The organism is Spirillospora sp. NPDC127506 (assembly GCF_040302145.1).
In the GTDB taxonomy this organism is placed as follows: domain Bacteria; phylum Actinomycetota; class Actinomycetes; order Streptosporangiales; family Streptosporangiaceae; genus Spirillospora.
The window spans coordinates 113,616-129,879 of the sequence record NZ_JBEORG010000008.1 but is presented as its reverse complement, the minus strand read 5'-3'; the positions used below and the strand labels follow the sequence as shown (position 1 = coordinate 129,879).

18 protein-coding genes and 3 tRNA genes are annotated in these 16,264 nt (G+C 72.7%); 3 read left to right on the top strand and 18 right to left on the bottom strand.

Annotation, left to right across the window (positions count from 1 at the left end):
• Positions 1-275: 275 nt before the first annotated feature.
• The 3 genes from nusG to ABTW95_RS11290 all read right to left on the bottom strand — a co-directional run bounded on the left by nusG (position 276) and on the right by ABTW95_RS11290 (position 1,648).
• Positions 276-1,118: a transcription termination/antitermination protein NusG gene (gene nusG, locus ABTW95_RS11300; RefSeq protein WP_500226215.1), complete on the bottom strand. Its 843-nt coding sequence runs from the start codon at positions 1,116-1,118 to the stop codon at positions 276-278.
• A gap of 74 nt (positions 1,119-1,192) precedes the next feature.
• Positions 1,193-1,453, bottom strand: a complete 261-nt coding sequence (secE, locus tag ABTW95_RS11295; protein ID WP_396448381.1) for a preprotein translocase subunit SecE — start codon at positions 1,451-1,453, stop codon at positions 1,193-1,195.
• Between the two features lie 122 nt (positions 1,454-1,575).
• Positions 1,576-1,648 (bottom strand) — tRNA-Trp (locus ABTW95_RS11290).
• 308 nt (positions 1,649-1,956) lie between these two features.
• Between ABTW95_RS11290 and ABTW95_RS11285 the strand changes: the two genes are divergently transcribed.
• Positions 1,957-3,168, top strand: a complete 1,212-nt coding sequence (locus ABTW95_RS11285; RefSeq protein WP_396448380.1) for a pyridoxal phosphate-dependent aminotransferase — start codon at positions 1,957-1,959, stop codon at positions 3,166-3,168.
• 181 nt (positions 3,169-3,349) lie between these two features.
• Here ABTW95_RS11285 and ABTW95_RS11280 read toward each other — a convergent pair whose 3' ends face one another.
• The 3 genes from ABTW95_RS11280 to ABTW95_RS11270 all read right to left on the bottom strand — a co-directional run bounded on the left by ABTW95_RS11280 (position 3,350) and on the right by ABTW95_RS11270 (position 5,636).
• Positions 3,350-4,102 (bottom strand): hypothetical protein, encoded by a 753-nt coding sequence (locus ABTW95_RS11280; protein WP_500226214.1) that lies wholly within the window; start codon positions 4,100-4,102, stop codon positions 3,350-3,352.
• A 3-nt stretch (positions 4,103-4,105) separates the two neighbouring features.
• Positions 4,106-4,615, bottom strand: coding sequence for a SigE family RNA polymerase sigma factor (locus ABTW95_RS11275; protein ID WP_396448378.1), 510 nt, complete (start codon positions 4,613-4,615; stop codon positions 4,106-4,108).
• Between the two features lie 85 nt (positions 4,616-4,700).
• Positions 4,701-5,636, bottom strand: a complete 936-nt coding sequence (locus tag ABTW95_RS11270; protein WP_500226213.1) for a hypothetical protein — start codon at positions 5,634-5,636, stop codon at positions 4,701-4,703.
• Positions 5,637-5,856: 220 nt separating this feature from the next.
• Here ABTW95_RS11270 and ABTW95_RS11265 point away from each other — a divergent pair, with 220 nt between their 5' ends.
• Positions 5,857-6,954, top strand: a complete 1,098-nt coding sequence (locus ABTW95_RS11265; protein WP_396448376.1) for an adenosine deaminase — start codon at positions 5,857-5,859, stop codon at positions 6,952-6,954.
• Between the two features lie 7 nt (positions 6,955-6,961).
• On the opposite strand, the gene ABTW95_RS11260 is transcribed toward ABTW95_RS11265, so the two are convergent.
• The 9 genes from ABTW95_RS11260 to ABTW95_RS11220 form a co-directional block, all read right to left on the bottom strand.
• Positions 6,962-7,549: a TetR/AcrR family transcriptional regulator gene (locus ABTW95_RS11260; protein WP_500226212.1), complete on the bottom strand. Its 588-nt coding sequence runs from the start codon at positions 7,547-7,549 to the stop codon at positions 6,962-6,964.
• Between the two features lie 10 nt (positions 7,550-7,559).
• The gene (locus ABTW95_RS11255) at positions 7,560-8,264 is read right to left on the bottom strand and encodes a GntR family transcriptional regulator (RefSeq protein ID WP_500226211.1); all 705 of its coding nucleotides are present in this window, start codon (positions 8,262-8,264) and stop codon (positions 7,560-7,562) included.
• 139 nt (positions 8,265-8,403) lie between these two features.
• A complete protein-coding gene (locus tag ABTW95_RS11250; protein ID WP_500226210.1) occupies positions 8,404-9,471 on the bottom strand; it encodes a UDP-N-acetylmuramate dehydrogenase in 1,068 nt (355 codons plus the stop codon).
• 75 nt (positions 9,472-9,546) lie between these two features.
• Entirely contained in the window at positions 9,547-9,972 is a 426-nt protein-coding gene (locus ABTW95_RS11245; protein ID WP_396448371.1) for a MaoC family dehydratase, read from the bottom strand.
• The gene (locus ABTW95_RS11240; protein ID WP_396448370.1) at positions 9,972-10,409 is read right to left on the bottom strand and encodes a MaoC family dehydratase N-terminal domain-containing protein; all 438 of its coding nucleotides are present in this window, start codon (positions 10,407-10,409) and stop codon (positions 9,972-9,974) included. Before ABTW95_RS11240 ends, ABTW95_RS11245 begins: the two co-directional genes overlap by 1 nt.
• Positions 10,410-10,662: 253 nt before the next feature.
• Positions 10,663-10,827 (bottom strand): 50S ribosomal protein L33, encoded by a 165-nt coding sequence (rpmG, locus tag ABTW95_RS11235; RefSeq protein ID WP_026404241.1) that lies wholly within the window; start codon positions 10,825-10,827, stop codon positions 10,663-10,665.
• A 121-nt stretch (positions 10,828-10,948) separates the two neighbouring features.
• Positions 10,949-11,022, bottom strand: a tRNA-Met gene (locus tag ABTW95_RS11230).
• A 287-nt stretch (positions 11,023-11,309) separates the two neighbouring features.
• Positions 11,310-11,382, bottom strand: a tRNA-Thr gene (locus tag ABTW95_RS11225).
• Between the two features lie 80 nt (positions 11,383-11,462).
• Positions 11,463-12,590, bottom strand: a complete 1,128-nt coding sequence (locus tag ABTW95_RS11220) for an acyl-CoA dehydrogenase family protein (protein ID WP_500226209.1) — start codon at positions 12,588-12,590, stop codon at positions 11,463-11,465.
• Between the two features lie 86 nt (positions 12,591-12,676).
• Between ABTW95_RS11220 and ABTW95_RS11215 the strand changes: the two genes are divergently transcribed.
• Entirely contained in the window at positions 12,677-13,705 is a 1,029-nt protein-coding gene (locus ABTW95_RS11215; protein WP_500226208.1) for a hypothetical protein, read from the top strand.
• Positions 13,706-13,715: 10 nt separating this feature from the next.
• Here ABTW95_RS11215 and ABTW95_RS11210 read toward each other — a convergent pair whose 3' ends face one another.
• The 3 genes from ABTW95_RS11210 to ABTW95_RS11200 form a co-directional block, all read right to left on the bottom strand.
• Entirely contained in the window at positions 13,716-14,438 is a 723-nt protein-coding gene (locus tag ABTW95_RS11210) for a hypothetical protein (RefSeq protein WP_396448366.1), read from the bottom strand.
• A 171-nt stretch (positions 14,439-14,609) separates the two neighbouring features.
• The gene (locus ABTW95_RS11205; protein WP_500226207.1) at positions 14,610-15,437 is read right to left on the bottom strand and encodes a hypothetical protein; all 828 of its coding nucleotides are present in this window, start codon (positions 15,435-15,437) and stop codon (positions 14,610-14,612) included.
• A complete protein-coding gene (locus tag ABTW95_RS11200) occupies positions 15,431-16,162 on the bottom strand; it encodes a MerR family transcriptional regulator (protein WP_396448364.1) in 732 nt (243 codons plus the stop codon). Before ABTW95_RS11200 ends, ABTW95_RS11205 begins: the two co-directional genes overlap by 7 nt.
• Positions 16,163-16,264 lie beyond the last annotated feature (102 nt).

Genomic DNA, 16,264 nt, shown 5'->3' with positions numbered 1-16,264 from the left:
CTCCCTCGGTGTTCCGTTTCACTGCGGTCCCGACTCCCGGACGTCCGGGCAACACGGCGGGCGGAACATAACCGCCGTGTTGGGACCCTTGTTGCCTCGACCCCGCGTGCGCGGGGAGCGCTGCAGCCGCACCTTGACGAGCGCGACGGCTTGGACCATCCCCCATGCGCGGGGCCCACCAGTGCCCCGCACCCGAAGATCGAGGCGAGCACTGGACCATCCCCGCGTCCGCAGGGACAACCCGTCCAGGATACGGCCTGTCAGGAGCGGCTCGGTCAGATCTTGGAGACCTGGTTGAAGCTCAGCTCGACCGGGGTCTCCCTCCCGAAGATCGACACCAGGACCTTCAGCTTCTGCTGCTCGGCGTTGATCTCGTTGACGGTCGCGGGGAGGGTGGCGAACGGGCCGTCCATGACGGTGACGGACTCGCCGACCTCGAAGTCGACCGCGGCCGGGGCCTTCGCCTCCGTCTTGGCGGTCTTGGCGGCGCCCTCCTCGGGCTCGGGCGCCAGCAGGTTGGCGACCTCGTCCAGGCTCAGCGGGGACGGCTTGTTCAGCAGGCCCACGAACCCGGTGACGCCCGGGGTGTTGCGGACGGCGGCCCAGGACTCGTCGGTCAGCTCCATCCGGACGAGGATGTAGCCCGGCAGGACCTTCTCGTTGACCTTCTGCCGCTTGCCCTGCTTGATCTCGGTCACCTCGTGCTGCGGGACCTCGATCTGGAAGATGTAGTCCTCCATGTTGAGGGTCTGGGTGCGGGTCTCGATGTTGGTCTTGACCCGGTTCTCGTAGCCCGCGTAGGAGTGCACGACGTACCAGTCGCCCGGCTGGAGGCGGAGCTGCATCTTGAAGTCGGCGTACGGGTCGGCCGGCTGCTCGGGCTCGGCCTCCTCCTCGTCCTCGCCTTCGACGGCCTCGGCCAGGTCGGCGGCGCCCTCGGCGGCGTCGCCCGGGACGCCCTCGCCCTCCAGCTTCGTGTCCGCCGGCTCGGCGTCGCCGGCGGAGACGACCGCCTCGGCCGTCTCGTCGGCGGGCTCGGCCGCCTGGTCGGCCGCAGCAGCCGCAGCGGACTGGGCCTCTTCAACGGCCTCGTCGTAGGGCTGTGAGGGCTCGGACACGGTGACTCTTTCTCTCGGTCTGCGGTGATGGACTTGCAAGGGTGCGGCGGGCCGCCGGCCCGGCGGCCGCGGCGTCAGCCGAAGATGGCGTAGACGCCCTTCTGCAGCCCGTAGTCGAAGCCGGAGACGATCCCGACCATGATCAGCACGAATACCAGCGCGGCGGTCGTGTAGGTGATCAGTTCGCGGCGCGTGGGCCAGATGACCTTGCGCAGCTCGGCGATGACCTGGCGCACGAACAGCACGGGCGAGGTCCGCCTGGACGGGGACTTCTTCCTGCCCTTGCCCTTGCCTTCATCCTTGGCCTCGGGCTCGTCGCGAGTCTCAGTCGCCATTTGCCGCCGTTCACCTCATAGGTCGTGATCCAACCACCACGTGGTTGCCGCGCGGCCCGTGCCGCGGCCCGCCGCGGCGCCCGCCGTGACGCGACCGGCACGGGTGCGCGCACCGCACCTCGCAGGGCAGGAGGGACTCGAACCCCCAACCGCCGGTTTTGGAGACCGGAGCTCTACCAATTGAGCCACTGCCCTTCATTCTCCGGCTAAGGAGAACACCCGGCCACGGGGCCGGGACGGTGCCGGGTCCCAGCTTACGGCCTCGCGCTGCATGCCCGCGTGCGGACAGGCTCGTATACCGGTGACGCGTCACTTGGAGGGTGAGTCTACGTGGCCGACGGCCCCGCGTCGAACCGATACCCACGGATCGTCCACGGTGCGGCGGCGAAGCCGATCCGGCGGGCCGTCCTGCGGCCCCCGCCCACCCCGTCTACCTGGACGGGCTCCGCTCGGCCGCGGTTATATCGCTCGGGTCGTGAACGGTGATCTGGAACGATGGGGGCATGAGCACTGACCGTCCTCGCATCTCCAAGCGCATCGCCGCGATATCCGAGTCCGCCACGCTGGCCGTCGACGCCAAGGCCAAGGCGCTGAAGGCGGCGGGCCGCCCGGTCATCGGGTTCGGCGCGGGCGAGCCCGACTTCCCGACTCCGGACTACATCGTCGAGGCGGCGGTCGCCGCCTGCAGGGTGCCGCGTTTCCACAAGTACACGCCGGCGGGCGGGCTGCCGGAGCTGCGCGCCGCCATCGCGGAGAAGACCCGGCGCGACTCGGGCTACTCGGTGGAGGCGAACCAGGTCCTGGTGACCAACGGGGGCAAGCAGGCGGTGTACGAGGCGTTCGCGGCGCTGCTCGACCCGGGCGACGAGGTGCTCGTCCCGACCCCGTACTGGACGACCTACCCCGAGTCGATCAAGCTGGCGGGCGGCGTCCCCGTCGACGTCGTCGCCGACGAGACCACCGGCTACAAGGTGAGCGTCGAGCAGCTGGAGGCGGCCCGCACCGGCCGGACGAAGGTGCTGCTGTTCGTGTCGCCGTCCAACCCGACCGGCGCCGTGTACTCGCGCGACGAGATCGAGGCCATCGGGCGCTGGGCCGACGAGCACGGCCTCTGGGTCGTCACCGACGAGATCTACGAGCACCTCGTGTACGGGGACGCCGAGTTCCACTCGATGCCGGTCGTGGTGCCCGAGCTGGCCGACCGGACGCTCGTCCTGAACGGCGTCGCGAAGACGTACGCGATGACGGGCTGGCGGGTGGGCTGGCTGATCGGCCCGGCGGACGTGGTGAAGGCCGCGCAGAACCTCCAGTCGCACGCGACGTCCAACGTGGCGAACGTGTCGCAGGCCGCCGCGCTCGCCGCGGTGTCCGGCGACCTGTCGGCGGTGGCGGAGATGCGCAAGGCGTTCGACCGGCGCCGCCGGACGATCGTGAAGATGCTGAACGAGATCCCCGGGGTCGTGTGCCCCGAGCCGGAGGGCGCGTTCTACGCCTACCCGTCGGTGAAGGCGCTGCTGGGCAAGGAGCTGCGCGGCAAGCGCCCGGAGACGTCGGTGGAGCTGGCGTCGCTGATCCTGGACGAGGCGGAGGTCGCGCTGGTGCCGGGTGAGGCGTTCGGCACGCCCGGCTACTTCCGCATGTCGTACGCGCTGGGCGACGACGACCTCGCCGAGGGCGTCTCGCGGGTCGCGAAGCTGCTGTCCGAGGCGAGCTGACCGTCCGCGCGCTGGAACGTCCGCGCGCATGAAACGCGCATGAGAACCGGCCCCGGGCCGCACACTGCCCGGGGCCGGTTCTCTATGGACGGGGCATGCCCGGCCCCGTCCCGGAGTGCCCCGGAGGGACGGTCCGCAGCGGCCCCTCTTCCGCCGTGGAACGTCCCGCCGGGGCGGGGTCTCAGGGGCGCACTCCTTCGGCGATGCGCATGATCCGGTCCTTGGCCGATCCCTTCGCGGTCACGGTGACGCCGACCCCGGGCCGCGCCAGCCACGAGATCTGGCGCGCCGAGTCCGGCCGGTCGCCGGTCAGCGCGGGGATCCCCCGCACGGAAGTGTGGCCGGGAACGCCCGGTGTCCGCATGAGATCGCGCGGGCCGGTCAGCCCGCCGCCCTTGACCAGGGCGATCTCCACCCATCCGGTGTCGCCGCGCCAGGCGCACGTCGTCGTCTCGCGTCCGGGGTCGCGGGCCACGCGGCACGGACCGGTGGCGGTGAGGCCGCCCGGGATGTAGGTGATCCAGTCCGGCAGCGCGCCGGCGGCGCCGGCCGCGCCGGGGCCGCTCGGTTCCGTCCCGGCGCCGGACGACGGGTGCGCCGCCGGCTCCGAGGGGGCTCCCGCCCCGGGCCTCCCCTTGGACGGCGGGGACGCGGGGAGGCCCGCGGCGGGAGGTCGCTCCGGCGGCCGGGACGCCGGGACGGACGCGGTGGGGCGCGCCGTCGCGGAGTTCCCGACCGGTGTGGCCCGGAACGACTGGTAGGCGGGCACGAGGGCGAGCGCGGCGACGGATGCGGCGGCCGCGCCCGCGGCGGCGTGCAGCCGGGCCTTCCGGCGCCGGTGCCGCCGCTTGACGTCGGCGACGAGCGACGGCGGCGCGGACGTCCCGGCCACGCGCTCGGCCATGGCCTTGCGCAGTTCGCTCTCCAGGTCCATCGCTCATCTCCCCAGTGGCGCCAGGTTCGTGTCGAGGCGCTCCCGGAGCCTGGCGAGCCCCCGGGACGCCTGGCTCTTGACCGTGCCGACCGAGCAGCCGAGCGCCTGCGCCGTCTCCGCCTCCGAGAGGTCCTCCCAGAAGCGCAGGACCAGGACCGCGCGCTGCCGCGGGCCGAGCCTGCGCAGCTCGTCCATGAGCGTCCCGCGCAGCTCGACGGCGTGGTTCGGCGACGCGGACGGCGTCTCCGGGAGCCGCGCCATGTGGATCTCCCGGAGCACCTTCCAGCGGCGGGCCCGGCTGATCACGAGGTTGACCAGGATGCGGCGGACGTAGGGTTCCGGGTCGCTGCCCGCCTCCAGCCGCCCCCAGTGCCGGTAGGCCTTCTCCAGCGCGGTCTGCAGGATGTCCTCGGCGTCCTGCCGGGCCCCGCACATCAGCGACGCGGTGCGCAGCAGGGCATCGCCGCGTGCCGCCACGAACTCCACGAACGACTCGTCGTCTCGACGCCCCACTGTGCTCCGTCCCGGCTGGTGCGGTTCCGGTTCGTTTGCTGCCGAGGGCGGGCGGCCCCCGCGCCGGAGCCGCCCGCCCGCGCCGTCAGCGCGCCTGCCGCAGCGCGGTGGCCACGTCCTGCAGCCCGCCGGCGAGGACGGGGCTGCCGTTGACGAGCAGCGAGTAGCCGTTCGGGTCGAACAGCAGCACGCCGCCCCCGTTCGGGGCCTGCCAGCCGGCGGCGCCCGCCACGGTCACCGGGGTGCCGCCCTCGGGCAGCCGCAGGGCCTGCCGGAGCTGATTCTGCGTCATGCCGGAGGGCGTCTTCAGCGTTTCGACGGTGAGCCACCGGCCGGCCTTGCCGGTCCACTTCTGGACGACGGCGCAGACTTCGCGCTTGCGCAGGTCGGCGGAGCCGGGGACGGTGGACGCGTAGCGCAGGCCCTTCGGCAGCATGACGGCCTTCTCGACCGCGCCGCCGACCTTGACCGCGGGCCGCAGCTTGCTGCAGTCGAGCTCCGGCACGGCGGGCAGGCCCGGCTTGGCGGGGACGCGCGCGGACGGCGCGGCCGCCGGTGCGCTCTTCTTCAGGTCCGGGGACGGCGCGCAGGCCGGCAGGTCCGCCGGGACCTTGCCCTTGAGGTTCGCGGGCACGTCGGTCTTGGGCACGCCGGTCTTGGGCAGGCCGGCCTTCGGGAGGTCCTGGGCGGGGATGCCGGTCTCGGGCAGGTCCTTGGTGACGGGGTTCTGCTTGAGCTGCCCCTCGACCTGCTTCTTCGCGCCGGTCTCGGGGAGCTTCGCCTCCGGCAGCTTCGCCTCGGGCAGGCCGGTCCCGGGCAGGTCGCCCTTGGCCGGGAGGCACGTCGGGAGCGTCTTGGGCGCCGGGGCCGGGTCCTGGCGCGCGGCGGCGGGGACCTTGGCGCCGTTCGACTGGAGGCCCGCCTCGTGGTGGGTGCCGGTCATCGCCCAGGTCGCGCCGCCGCCGACGGCGACGGTCCCGACGGCGGACGCGGCGATCAAGGCGGCCTTCAGCGTGATCATGGTGTTCCCTCTCTGCGGGGGTCGTCTGCGGGGATGGCCCGTATCTCTCTGGCGCCCCTCGTATACGCACGGTGCCCGGAGGGGGTTGCACGCGGTTCCGAAGTTTTTTTCCGAGGTGCCATGGGGCGGATGGCCACCGCGTGTCATGCGAGGTAGTCCGGTGTGGTGATCCTTCGCGTACGAGGATTCGGCCGGGCCGCCGATCCGGCAGCATTGGGTCATGGAGGCCAGTACCGTTTCAGCCCGTCCGGCCCAGCGCTGCTCCCCGCCGGACGACCGCGAGCCCGCAGCCGCGCGCGGCTCCGTCCGCCGGGACGTGGCCCTGCTCCCGAAGGCGCACCTGCATCTGCACTTCACCGGGTCGATGCGGCACTCCACGATGGTGGAGCTGGCCGGCGAGCACGGCGTCCACCTGCCGGACGCCCTCGTCGAGGACTGGCCGCCCAAGCTGCACGCGACCGACGAGCGGGGCTGGTTCCGGTTCCAGCGCCTGTACGACATCGCGCGCTCGGTGCTGCAGACGCCCGGCGACCTGCGCCGGCTGCTGCACGAGACCGCGGAGGACGAGGCGGCGGAGGGGTCGGGCTGGCTGGAGATCCAGGTCGATCCGAGCGGCTACGCGTCGAAGTTCGGCGGGCTGACCCCGACCGTGGAGCTGGTGCTGGACGCGGCGCGGGAGGCGTCGGAGGCGTCCGGCGTCGGCATCGGCGTGGTGATCGCGGCGAACCGGACCCGGCATCCGCTGGACGCCAAGACGCTCGCGCGCCTCGCCGTCCGGTACGCCGGCCGGGGCGTGGTCGGGTTCGGGCTGTCCAACGACGAGCGGCGCGGCCGCGCCTACGACTTCGAGGGCGCGTTCCGGATCGCCAAGCGCGGCGGGCTGCTGTCGGACCCGCACGGCGGCGAGCTGCTCGGCCCGGCGAGCGTCCGGGAGTGCCTGGAGACGCTGGGCGCCGACCGGATCGGGCACGGCGTCCGCGCCGTGGAGGACCCGCGGCTGCTGGAGGCGATCATCGACCGGGGCGTGGCGCTGGAGGTGTGCCCGGCGTCGAACGTGGGCCTCGGGGTGGCGGCGACGGCGTCGGACGTCCCGGTGCGGCGGCTGTTCGAGGCGGGCGCGTCGATCGCGCTGGGCGCGGACGACCCGCTGCTGTTCGGGTCGCGGCTGGCCCGCCAGTACGAGCTGGCCCGCACCGAGCACGGGTTCTCCGACGCCGAGCTGGCGGAGCTGGCCCGGCAGTCGATCAGGGCGTCGGCCGCCCCCGACGACGTCCGCAAGCGCCTCCTGGCGGGGGTCGACGCGTGGCTCGCGGGCTAGCCGGCGGCTAGCGGTCCGGTCCGGCGGGGCGGTCGGCGGCGGTCTCCGCGCCGCGCAGGTTCTCCGCCCAGAGCGCCGCCGCGCGGGGCAGGTCGGGTCCGGTGGGGGCGCCGAAGGCGGCCTGGACGTTCGCGAGCAGGCCGGCGGCGAGGAACCGGGCGACCTCCTCGGGCGGTTCGCCGGAGAGGTCGCTGACGACGCGCCACAGCCGGGCCCAGCGGGCGCCGCCGAGCCTGCGGACGTCCTCGTCCCGCACGGCGATCGCGTAGATCTTGAGCTGGAGGCGCGGCAGCGTGGGCGCGTCGCTCGGCAGGCGGGCGCACGCCTCGGTCATCGCGGCCATCGCCTCGCCGCCGCGCAACCCGCCGGCGGCCTTCCGCAGGACGTCCTCGATGTCGTCGAAGCAGCGTTCGGCGGCGGCGAGGAACAGGTCGTGCTTGGACGGGAAGAGCCGGAACATGTAGGGCTGGGAGACGCCGATCCGCCGGGCGATCGTCCAGGTGGACGTGCCGTCGTAGCCGCCGTGGGCGAACTCGGCCATCGCGGCCCGCACCGCGAGCTCGCGGCGTTCCGCGGCGCTCATCCTCGGGCTCATGCCGTCCAAGTTAGTGGTCCGGCGGGCGCCACAGGCCGCGGCGTTCGAGGTGCGCGGTCAGCAGTTCCCCGGTGCGCACGATGTGGCCGCGCATCTCGGCGCCGGCCGTCCGCCCGTCCCCGTCCCGGAGCGCCGCGAGGATCCGCGCGTGGTCGCGGACGGCGAGGCCGGGCCAGTCGTCCAGCCTCCGGTACAGCCCGCGCGGGACGTACCGGGCGGCCGTCGCGAGCGACCAGGCGAGCTTCGGGGAGTCGGCGGCCAGGTTGATCTCCCGGTGGAAGAGGTGGTCGTACTCCTCCATCAGGTCGGGGCGGCGCGCGGCCATGGCACGTTCCAGCGCGCGCTGGAGGCCGTCCAGCTCGCGGAGGGCGGCGGCGCCGATGCGGGGCGCGGCGCGGGCGGTCAGTTCGGCGGCGATGCCCGCCTGCACCCAGAACAGGTCGCGGACGTCGCGTTCGGAGAGCGGCGCGACGACGAACCCGCGGCGCGGCTCCAGCACGACGAAGCCCTCGCTGCGCAGCGACTTCAGCGCCTCCCGGACGGGTGTGACGCTGATGCCGAACCGCACGGCCAGCCGTTCCAGCCGCAGGTAGTCGCCGGGCCGGAGCCGGCCGTCCAGGATCAGCTCGCGGATGCGGGCGGCGGCCTCGTCGCTCAACTGGGGCCGGGCGCCGAGTGCCCGCCGGGGCGGGGGAAGGGGGGCGGGTAGGGCCACGGTCGTACTCCAGTCCGGGCCCTTCCGCGACGCGCCTCGCGGGTGGCAAGGACCCCTGCCCCCATGGTTCCCGCTCCGCCGGGCGGCGATGCCCCTCGGCGGGCTGGATGCGCCGAAAGAATCCGGCGGCCGCGCCGTCCTAGAGGGTGACGCCGACCATGACGGGTTCGTTGACGAGGGTCACGCCGAAGGCGTCGTGGACGCCGGCGCGGACTTCGCGGGCCAGGGCGAGGAGGTCGGCGGTGGTGCAGCCGCCCGGGTTGGTGAGGGCGAGCGTGTGCTTGGTGGAGATGCGGGCGGGGCCGAGGGCGTGGCCTTTGGAGAAGCCTGCGCGGTCGATGAGCCAGGCGGCGGACGTCTTGACCCGGCCGCCGCTCTCCGGGTAGCGGGGGAACGCCGCGTCCGGGCCGAGGCGTTCGGCGACGCGGCGTTCGAGTTCGGCGAGCCGCGCGGGGTCGAGGATGGGGTTGGTGAAGAACGATCCGGCGCTGCGGGTGTCGGGGTCGGCCGGGTCCAGCACCATGCCCTTGCCGCGCCGCAGTTCGAGGACGGCGTCGCGGGCCTCCTTGAGGGTGACGCGGTCGCCCTGCTCGACGCCGAGCTTGCGCGCCAGTTCGGCGTAGGCGATGGGCTGCGACTCCTCGGCCTCGTGGAGCGCGTACGTCACGTCGAGGACGACGTAGCGGTCGTTGCCCTTGAAGACGCTGTTCCGGTACGTGAAGCCGCAGGCGTCGCGGTCGAGGGCGACGACGGCGCCCGCCTCGCGGTCGTAGGCGCGGACCTCGACGATCGTCTCGCTGACGTCCTGCCCGTAGGCGCCGACGTTCTGGATCGGGGTCGCGCCGACGCGGCCGGGGATGCCGGACAGGCACTCGACGCCGGCGAGGCCGTCGGAGACGCAGCGGGCGACGAACTGGTCCCAGTCCTCGCCGGCCTGGACGCGGACGAGGATACGGCCGCCCTCGGCGGCGGTGCGCTCGGTGCCGCGGGTGCCGACGTGCACGACGGTGCCGGGGAACCCGTCGTCGGAGACGACCAGGTTGCTGCCGCCGCCGAGCACGAGGACGGGCTCGCCCTCCTCGTCGGCCCCGCGGACCGCGGCGACCAGCTCCGCCTCGGTCGTCGCCTCGACGAAGCGGCGGGCGGGGCCGCCCAGCCGCAGCGTGGTGTATCCCGCCAGGTTCACGTCTTCGGCGAACACCGCCACGTCGTGTTTCCCTCCCGTACGTGCCCCCGGCCTCCGCACCGGCCGGGGCGGCCCCGGCCGGTGCGGCACGGCTCGTCAGGCGAGCTTGACGACCGCCTTGGCGCGGGTGAGGACCTTCTGGTCGTTCGACCTGGCGGTGAGCGCCACGACGACCTTGTTGTCGTCGAGCTTCTCCTCCACCTTGCCGCTGATCTCCAGCGTCGCGCCGCCCTCGTCGGGGACGACGACCGGAGAGGAGAACCGTACCCCGTAGTCGACGACGGCGCCCGGGTCGCCGGCCCAGTCGGTGACGAACCGGCCGCCCTGCGCCATCGTGTACATGCCGTGCGCGATCACGTCCGGGAGGCCGACGGCCTTCGCGAACGACTCGCGCCAGTGGATCGGGTTGAAGTCGCCGGACGCGCCCGCGTACATGACGAGGTTCGCCCGGTCGATCTTGTAGGTCTGCGCGGGGATCTCGGTGCCGACCTCGACGTCGGCGTACTTCACGTTGGCGGTCATCAGGCCCCCCGCTCCACGATCGTGTTGTAGGACTTGCAGACCAGCTCGCCCTCGACGGTCTTCACGTCGGTCTCGACGACCATCTTCTCGTTGCTGCCGATCGACTTGATCTCGGTGATCGTCGCGGTGCAGGTCACGACGTCGCCGGCGCGGAGCGGGCGGGTGTACTCGAAGCGCTGCTCGCCGTGCACGACCATCGCGTAGTTCAGCCCGAGCTCGGGGTCGGCGAGGCCGGCGTTCCCGAGGGACACCACGATCGGGAAGGTGGGCGGCGCGATGACGTCGGGGTACCCGGCCGCCTTCGCCGCCTCCTGGTCCCGGTAGATCGGGTTGGGGTCGCCGATCGCGTCCGCGAACTCGCGGATCTTCACCCGGCTGACCTCGTACGGCTCGCTGGGCGGGAAGCTCCGCCCGATGAAATCACGGTTGAGTGCCATGCAATCCGTCCCTCTCCAGGTCGAACGGGGCCGCGTCGCCCGGGCGCCCGCCTGAGCACGCCTGTTCCGTCTTCGCTCGGACGGTAACAGAACGACGTTCAGCCCGCCCTCGCCGGGTCTCGGTGGCGTGGGCGGGCTGAACGTCGTCAGGGCAAGCGTGCCAAGAAGTCGCTGTTTCGCCGGCTTCGCGGCGCCTCGGATGCTCCGGTGCGGACGGCGGGAGGCGCAGCGCTTCCACCGTCCGGGGCCTCGGCTAGCGGGTCTCCCGGTGCGGACGGTGCGTCCGGCAGTTGGGGCAGTACTTCTTGATCTCAAGGCGGTCCGGGTCGTTGCGCCGGTTCTTCCGCGTGATGTAGTTGCGGTGCTTGCACTCCTGGCAGGCCAGCGTGATCTTCGGCCGGACGTCAGTGGCAGCCACGATGGAGTGCCTTTCTGGGTAAGGGACATGGATCCTTCGGACCACGGCCGCCCGAGTCGGGCGGCCGGTGGTTCGACCCAGCCTGCTCACCCCCGGGGACGGGGGTGAGAGACCTGGGTAGTAGCGAGGGCCGGACTTGAACCGGCGACACAGCGATTATGAGCCGCTTGCTCTGCCTGACTGAGCTACCCCGCCGTGATGGTCGGTGTGACCGGTTTGCAGGATACCGGATGCTCACCGAACCCTGGAAACGCGAAAACCCGGATCGAGATCGGGATTCGGCTTCGCGGGTTCCGCGTGACCGCCTCTCAGGTTACCGGGTGTGCCGGTGAGCTGCGAAACGTCCTGCTGGAACCGGTGGGACGGTACCACAGCGCCCTGTACGGAGCGAATCAACGCGATCCGGGTCCGGGGCGCGGGCCGCCCCGGAGGACGACGAAGGCCGCCGTCCGATGGTGCCGGATGGCGGCCGGGATGCCGTGAGCCCCTTTACGGAATCGAACCGTAGACCTTCTCCTTACCATGGAGACGCTCTGCCGACTGAGCTAAAGGGGCTTGCGTCGTTCGCGCAGTGAAACCATACACGGCCTCGGCGGGTGTTGCGAACCGGATTGAGGCGCCGGCGTCCGCGCTGGTCAGCGCAGCAGGTTGCGGGCGATCACGAGCTGCTGGATCTGGCTCGTCCCCTCGTAGATGCGGAACAGCCGGACGTCGCGGTAGAAGCGCTCGACGGCGACGCCGCGCATGTAGCCCATGCCGCCGTAGACCTGGACGGCGCGGTCGGCGACACGCCCGACCATTTCGGAGCAGAAGTACTTGGCGCAGGACGGCCCCTGCTTGGTGTCCTCGCCGGCGTCGTAGGCGCGGGCGGCCTCCAGCACCATCGAGCGTCCGGCGTACAGCTCGGTCTGGGAGTCGGCGATGAGCCCTTGGACGAGCTGGTATTCGCCGATCGTCCTGCCGCCCTGGGTGCGTTCCTTGGCGTAGGCCACGGTCTCGTCCAGGATTCTTTGGGCGAGACCCACGCAGACGGCCGCGATGCTGAGCCTGCCGTGGGCGAGCGATGCCATGGCGGTGCGGAAGCCCGTCCCCTCTGGGCCGACCATGGCGTCGGCGGGGACGCGCACGTTGTTGAAGAAGACCTCGGCCGTGTGGGCTCCGCGCTGGCCCATCTTCTGGTCGGGCGGGCCGACGCTCAGGCCGTCCGCACCCTTCTCTACGAGGAACGTGGAGATGCCGCGGGAGCCGGAGCCGCCCGTCCTGGCGAACACCATGAAGACGTCCGCCTCCGGCGCGTTGGTGATGAACCGCTTCGCCCCGTTGATGACGTAGTCGTCGCCGTCGCGCGCGGCGGTCGTGGTCAGCGTGCTGGGGTCGGAGCCGGCCTCGGCCTCGGTGAGCGCGAACGCGCCGATGACGTCGCCGGACGCGAGCCTCGGCAGCCAGGCGTCCTTCTGCGCGTCCGTCCCGGAGTTCACCAGGACCTGCCCGGCGATGCCGTTGCTGGTGCCGAACATGGAGCGGAACGCGGGGCTGGCGTAGCCGAGCTCGAAGACGAGCCGCACCTCCTCGCTCAGCGACAGGCCGAGGCCGCCGTACTGCTCGGGCAGCGCGTACCCGAACAGGCCCATGTCCCGGGACGTGCGGCGGAGCGCCTCCGGGATCGCGTCGGTCTCCTCGATCTCGTCCTCGCGGGGGACGACCTGCTCGCGGACGAAGCTGCGGACGGCCTTGAGCACGTCGGCGAAATCCTGTGGCTCCATGGCATTCATTCTAGAATCACATTCCAAGATGGGGGCGGGTTCCGCGGGTGTGCGAGTGTCGTACCGCTGTGCCAGGGTGATCGACCATGCCGCTCCAGCATGTCGTCGACGACACCGTCCGTGCCGCGATCGCCGAGGACCGGGCGTTCAGCGACCTCCTCCCCCGGCTCATGCGGGCGTCCCAGACGGCCGGCCCGGCCGAGATGGACGCCGCGCTGCCGCGCCTCGCCGAGGGCATCGCGGAGGCGCCGCCGAACCTCGGCGGCTTCCTCGCCGTCATCTCCGGCGCCTGGATCGAGCGCGGCGCCGATCCCGCGCCGGTCGGCCGGGCCGTCGTCCAGCGGACCGGCGAGGTCACCGCCGCCGCGCTGGCGTTCGCGAACGCGTGGGAGGAGGCGACCGGCGGCAAGCCGCCGCCCGACATGGAGGACCAGCCGTCCCAGCGGGTCTTCGACACCGTCGCACCCGGCCTCGGGGACGGCGCGGCGGCCGCGATGATGGCATGGTTCGCGCTGCCGAAGTACGCGCTCGCCGGCTGCACGGTGCTGCAGATGGCGCCGCTCCTCCGGGCCTCGCTGGACGACCGGGACCTCCGCGCCCGCGCCGCCGGGCAGGCCGCCCGCCACCTCGGGCAGATGGAGCACTACCAGGCGCTGCTGCGCGTCCTGAACGGCGAACGCCTCCTCGTCCTCGACCGCGCGAGCGGCAAGGGCTGGACGGTCGCGATCAGCGGCATCGGCGACAACTTCCAGCTGCACGTGCTGCTCGGCGGGGCCCTCATCGGGCGTCCGGGCGGGCTGCCCGGGGAGCGACCGGCGCCGGAGATCCTCGCCTGCTTCCTCGACGCCGAGACCCCGCCCGGGCCGCCGGTCGTGTCCAGCCCGTGGAACCTGGTCGACGCGCACGGCGAGTGGATATGGAACGAGGGTGTGCCGGCCGACATCCCGGTGGTGAACGGCACCCGCGTCGTCGTCATCGACCCGCCCGCCTACCAGCGGACGTTCCCGGCCGGGCGGCGCTTCCCGCTGATGCCGGCGACGATGCGCGTCGAGGGCGCGCACCTGCCGGAGGACCTCGCCGGCTGGTGGCCGCACATCAGGCCGGCGGCGCGCTGAGGCCCCGCCCTCAGAACCGGACGAAGACCGCGGTGGCGTCGTCGTACTGCTTGCCCCGCGGCCCGGTGCCGGCCGCCTCGGCGGCCCTGGTCCGCCGGACGAGCTCCCTCGGGCCTTCCTCGTCGAGGAGCCGGAGCAGCTCGTCCCACCCCAGGTGGCCGAACCGCTCCACGAGCCGGGACGCGCCGTCGCTCAGCACCGCCGCCCGCTTCAGGCCGTCGACCGGGACCTCCCCGGTCAGCCCCTCGTACGCGGCCTCCGGCTTCGTGCTCGCCACCCAGAACCCGCCGGGGCTGTTCCGCGACCTGCGGACGCCTTCGAGGGTGTAGCTGGGCAGGTGGTCGACCCGGTCGTCCCGGAAGACCCGGATCTCGCCGACGTCCACCACGATCGGGGAGTCGGCGAGGACGTACCACTCGACGGCCGCGCCGCGGCGCCGCAGCAGCGACACCGTCGCGGACGGGCTGTCGGGGTTCCGCAGGTCGCAGGTCGCGGTGTGCGCCTCCCCCGTCACCTTGATCGCCTCGGCGACCAGGTCGGGCAGCGGCTTGCCGTCCTCCAGCGCGAGCAGCGCCGCGATCCGGCCGCCGAGCCTGCGCACCAGCCACGCCGGGTCGTGCCGGCACCCGCTGTCCACCCCCGGCGGCGCCGTCGCCCCGTCCAGCAGCACGACCCAGCCGGGGCCGGCCGCCACGAAGTCCTCGTTCTCCCGTCCCGGCGTCGGCTCGCTCACATAACTCACCTGCACAGTTGCAGGTCTACCCGGTGAACGGCCAGGTCGGCACCGGTAGACCAATCCCGCACTCCCCGTCCCGGCGCCCCGCCGGACTGCTGTATCGGACGCCGGCCGCAGGTCTGACCGACGAATCCGCACAAGGTCGGGCGATTCGCACCAGGGCGCGCCTCAAGCCCGCGAGCGCGCTCCCCGCGGGACGAGGAGATGCGGATCGTCGGCGAAGAAGCGGAGCGTCCGCGCTTCGGCCCGCTTGCCCAGCGGGCGGACGACCGTGACCGGCTCGTCCAGCTCCACGACGACGTTGGTCTGGGACGCCACGGCCACCGACAGCCGGCCGTCCTCGATCCTGACCATGCCCTTCCCGTTGAAGTTGGGCGCCACCCGTATCGAGGAGATCCGGTCGCGCGGCACGCGGAGGTCGAAGAAGGCCCCGTACCGGATGCGGAGCTCCTCGTCCGACAGCACGTGCGGCCTGGTCACGCACGCAGCGATGATCGCCAGGACGATCAGAATGGAGTACACGTCGACGACGAGGATCACCATGCGAAGCCCCTCGGGCGCGCCGATGCCCCGGAGGAGCATCTCCACGACGCCGGCCTCCACGACCATTGCGAACAGGAACGACAACTGCAGCGTCAGTTGCGCGCCCGAATACGTCACCGCCACGGCGCCCGCCGGCACCCCGTGCCGCTTCCGCGCGGCGAGCAGCCCGAGGCTGACGAGTCCCTTCGTGTCGAACCCCACGAGCCGGCGCACCCGTTCGGGCAGCAGCTTCTCAACGCTGCGGAACGCCGCCCACCGGCCCGCGCCGCCGCGCCGCGCGGCGATGACCAACTGGGTTGCGGCCGCGAGATTCACGAGAAGCCCTGCGAGAACCGCGGCCTCCGCCGCGACGACCAGCGGACGCGGCAACACCGCACCCGACGCGAGCAACACGAAGACGACCAGGTCCGCCGGCGCTATCAGGTACAGGACGGCCCTCGCCGCCCTCAGCACGTCCGCTCCCGCACGATGCTCAACAGCAGTCGGAAGACCTCACGCTGCGCTGGGGACATCTCCTGCATCCATCCGGCGTCCGCGTTCTGCTCGACCATGAGGGCCGCGAGTTCCTCCGGCAGGTGGTCGGCGAGCTCTTCGGCGAGCGCGGCGACCCGCGGATCGTCCGGCGGCGCGTCCGCGATCTCGTCCAGCCGGGCGTAGATCTCGGCGCTCCTCCCGCGCGCCTCCGGCTCGGCCAGCGGACGCAGCATCTCGGCGAACCTCGCCCGCTCGGCGGGCCCGGCGGCGGTGTCGACCAGCGCGAGCAGCTCCTGATCGAACTCGGCGAACCGCGACCCGCGCGGCAGCCCCCGCAAGACCTCCGCCATGTGCGGCGACACGGCCGAATCCGGGTGCAGCTCCGCCTCGGCGAGCAGCTCCGCCAGCCGCGCCCGCCTGGCCTCGATCGCCTTCTGCTGGCGGGCCAGGTCGGCGTCCAGCTCGGCGAGCACCTCGCGCAGCTCGCGCCCCTGCTCGTCGGCCAGGACGTCTTTGACCTCGTCCAGGGAGAGGCCCAGCTCCGTCAGCCTCCGCACCCGCGCGAGCACCACCGCGTCCCGGAGCCGGTACTCCCGATACCCGTTCGCGCGCCGCTCCGGCTCGGGCAGCAGCCCCAGATGGTGGTAGTGCCGCACGGTCCGGGTCGACACCCCGACCAGCGCGGCGAGTTCGCCGATCCGCATGCGCTCATTACAAACGTTGACGCAACGTCAAGGTCAAATACCCCTGTGAGCCACCGCGTCCCAGGGCACGACCCGGCAGGCGCCCCGGCTCAGGCACGGACG

Bases quoted from the DNA above. Each gene is read 5' to 3' on its own strand.
- secE (WP_396448381.1), bottom strand. From the start codon at position 1,453: ATGGCGACTGAGACTCGCGACGAGCCCGAGGCCAAGGATGAAGGCAAG.
- ABTW95_RS11285 (WP_396448380.1), top strand. From the start codon at position 1,957: ATGAGCACTGACCGTCCTCGCATCTCCAAGCGCATCGCCGCGATATCC.
- ABTW95_RS11280 (WP_500226214.1), bottom strand. From the start codon at position 4,102: ATGGACCTGGAGAGCGAACTGCGCAAGGCCATGGCCGAGCGCGTGGCC.
- ABTW95_RS11270 (WP_500226213.1), bottom strand. From the start codon at position 5,636: ATGATCACGCTGAAGGCCGCCTTGATCGCCGCGTCCGCCGTCGGGACC.
- ABTW95_RS11265 (WP_396448376.1), top strand. From the start codon at position 5,857: ATGGAGGCCAGTACCGTTTCAGCCCGTCCGGCCCAGCGCTGCTCCCCG.
- ABTW95_RS11260 (WP_500226212.1), bottom strand. From the start codon at position 7,549: ATGAGCCCGAGGATGAGCGCCGCGGAACGCCGCGAGCTCGCGGTGCGG.
- ABTW95_RS11245 (WP_396448371.1), bottom strand. From the start codon at position 9,972: ATGACCGCCAACGTGAAGTACGCCGACGTCGAGGTCGGCACCGAGATC.
- ABTW95_RS11240 (WP_396448370.1), bottom strand. From the start codon at position 10,409: ATGGCACTCAACCGTGATTTCATCGGGCGGAGCTTCCCGCCCAGCGAG.
- ABTW95_RS11220 (WP_500226209.1), bottom strand. From the start codon at position 12,590: ATGGAGCCACAGGATTTCGCCGACGTGCTCAAGGCCGTCCGCAGCTTC.
- ABTW95_RS11215 (WP_500226208.1), top strand. From the start codon at position 12,677: ATGCCGCTCCAGCATGTCGTCGACGACACCGTCCGTGCCGCGATCGCC.
- ABTW95_RS11200 (WP_396448364.1), bottom strand. From the start codon at position 16,162: ATGCGGATCGGCGAACTCGCCGCGCTGGTCGGGGTGTCGACCCGGACC.